The sequence below is a fragment of the Microbacterium sp. Leaf351 genome (assembly GCF_001423825.1).
Taxonomy (GTDB): domain Bacteria; phylum Actinomycetota; class Actinomycetes; order Actinomycetales; family Microbacteriaceae; genus Microbacterium; species Microbacterium ginsengisoli.
Map to the genome: position 1 here is coordinate 116,037 of NZ_LMPK01000002.1, position 2,821 is coordinate 118,857.

General features: G+C 70.0%; 2 protein-coding genes. Both read right to left on the reverse strand.

The features are described from left to right. On the reverse strand, positions 1 to 1,339 hold a 1,339-nt coding region (locus ASG00_RS01085), incomplete at its 3' end, for an HAD-IC family P-type ATPase (protein WP_235559025.1). Positions 1,340 to 1,341: 2 nt separating this feature from the next. Next, on the reverse strand, positions 1,342 to 2,821 hold a 1,480-nt coding region (gene kdpA / locus ASG00_RS01090), incomplete at its 5' end, for a potassium-transporting ATPase subunit KdpA (RefSeq protein WP_235559026.1).

Consider the following 2,821-nt stretch of genomic DNA (forward strand, 5'->3'; position numbering starts at 1 on the left):
ATCCGGCGATCTGGTCGGTGATGCGAGTGAGGGTCTGGCGGGTGTGGTCGGAGATCTCCACGCCCGCGCCGGTCAGCCACGCCGTGACGGCGGAGCCGGCGCCCTTGCGCACCGCGGTGCCGTCGTGGAGATCGACGCCCGACATGCGCGTCTGCGCGGTGAACGGCACGAACACGGCGCCGGCCGGCAGCTCCGCACGGATGCCGCGGCTCGTCGCCAGCTCGACGACCGAGGTGCCCTCGGGGGTGGGATCGGCGAGCGACGAGAGCGCCGCGGTCTGCGCGAGCACCTCGTCGCCGACGCCGGGCATGCGCACGAACTCGGTCGCGCGACGGTTGCCGTACGTGATGGTGCCGGTCTTGTCGAGCAGCAGCGTCGACACGTCACCGGCAGCCTCGACCGCACGGCCCGACATCGCCAGCACGTTGCGCTGCACGAGACGATCCATGCCGGCGATGCCGATGGCGCTCAGCAGCGCGCCGATCGTCGTCGGGATGAGGCACACGAGCAGGGCGACGAGCACCGGGATGCCCACCGGGGCGCCCACGGCGGCCGCGATCGGCTGCAGCGTCAGCACCACGATCACGAACACGATCGACAGGCTCGCCAGCAGGATCGACAGCGCGATCTCGTTGGGCGTGCGCTGACGAGCCGCGCCCTCGACGAGCGCGATCATGCGGTCGACGAAGGTCTCGCCCGGCTTCGCGGTGATGCGCACCACGATGCGGTCGCTGAGCACGCGGGTGCCGCCGGTGACCGCACTGCGGTCGCCGCCCGACTCGCGCACGACCGGTGCGGACTCGCCCGTGATCGCCGACTCGTCGACCGTCGCGATGCCGTCGACGATGTCGCCGTCACCCGGGATGAGCTCACCCGCGGTCACGACGACCACGTCGCCGAGCCGCAGCTCGGCCGACGCGATCTCGACGGTCTCGGCCGCGGTGGCCGCGGCATCCGTCGCCGGATCGTAGGCGACCACCTTGCGGGCCAACGTCGTCGTGCGGGTCTTGCGCAGCGACGCGGCCTGCGCCTTGCCGCGACCCTCGGCGACCGACTCGGCCAGGTTCGCGAACACGACCGTCAGCCACAGCCAGATCGCGATGCCCCAGGTGAATCCCGCGGGAACGGCCGGTCCGTCCTGGTGCAGGAACGGCTCGGCGATCGCGATGAGCGTCGTGAGGGCGGCACCCACCCAGACCAGCAGCATGACGGGGCTGTGCCACTGGGTGGCGGGGTTGAGTTTGCGCAGGGCGCCGGGAAGTGCCTGCAGCACCTGTTCACGGCTGAACGCGCGCGAACGGGGAGTCGCCTTCTCGGCGACCGGAGCGGTGGTGGTCATGATCAGGACAGTCCTTCTGCCAGGGGCCCGAGCGCGAGCACGGGGAAGTAGGTAAGAGCGGTGAAGATGATCGACACGCCGATCAGCAGGCCCACGAACTGGGGGCGGTGCGTCGGCAGCGTGCCGGCCGTCGTCGGGAGCGTGCCCTGGGCGGCGAGGGATCCGGCGAGGGCGAGCACGAGCACGATCGGCACGAACCGGCCGAGCAGCATCGCGACCGCGAGGGCAGCGTTCAGCCATCCGGTGTTCGCTGTCAGTCCGGCGAACGCGGAGCCGTTGTTGTTCGCGGCCGAGGTGAACGCGTAGAGCACCTCGCTGAAGCCGTGCACGCCGGGGTTCAGCATCGACACGTTCTCGATCTCGTCGCGGATCGGCGGGATCGCGAAGCTCGCGCCCACGCCCAGCAGCACGAGGGTCGGGGTGGCGAGCAGGTAGAGGCTCGCGAGCTTGATCTCGCGGGGGCCGATCTTCTTGCCGAGGTACTCGGGTGTGCGCCCGATGAGCAGACCGCCCACGAAGACGGCGATGATCGCGAGGATGAGCATGCCGTAGAGACCCGAGCCGGTGCCGCCGGGGGCGACCTCGCCGAGCATCATGTCGATCATCGGGATCATGCCGCCGAGCGGCGTGAACGAGTCGTGCATCGAGTTGACCGCGCCCGTCGAGGTGAGGGTGGTGGTCGAGGAGAACAGGGCCGATCCGAGGATGCCGAACCGCTGCTCCTTGCCCTCCATCGCCCCGCCCGCGGCCTGTGCCGCCGCGCCGAGGCCCGACGCCTCCAGCCAGCTCACCGCGACGATCGACGCGAGGAACAGTGTGCCCATGACCGAGACGATCGCGTAGCCCTGGCGGTTGTCGCCGACCATGCGACCGAACGTGCGCGGCAGCGCGAACGGGATCGCGAGCATCAGCACCATCTCGAGGAGGTTGGTCCACGGCGTGGGGTTCTCGAACGGGTGGGCGGAGTTCGCGTTGAAGAACCCGCCGCCGTTCGTGCCGAGCTCCTTGATGGCCTCCTGCGAGGCAACGGTGCCGCCCGGGATCGACTGCGTCTGCCCGGTGACGGTGGTGACATCGGTCCACGACGACACGTTCTGGACGACGCCCGCGACGATCAGCGCGACCGCGGCGATGATCGAGACCGGCAGCAGCAGCCGCCAGATGACGCGCACGATGTCGACCCAGAAGTTGCCGATCGTGGTGGCCCGGCGGCGCGCGAACCCGCGCACCAGGGCCACGGCGATCGCGATGCCGACCGCGGCCGACACGAAGTTCTGCACCGCGAGGCCGGCGAACTGCACCGTGTAGCCCATCGTCTGCTCGGGCGAGTACGACTGCCAGTTGGTGTTGGTGACAAACGAGATCGCGGTGTTGAAGGCGAGACCCTCGGGAACCGCGGGAAGCCCCAGCGAGTACGGCAGCCACTGCTGCAGGCGCTCCAGGGCGTAGACGAAGATCACGCCGACGAACGAGAACAGCAGC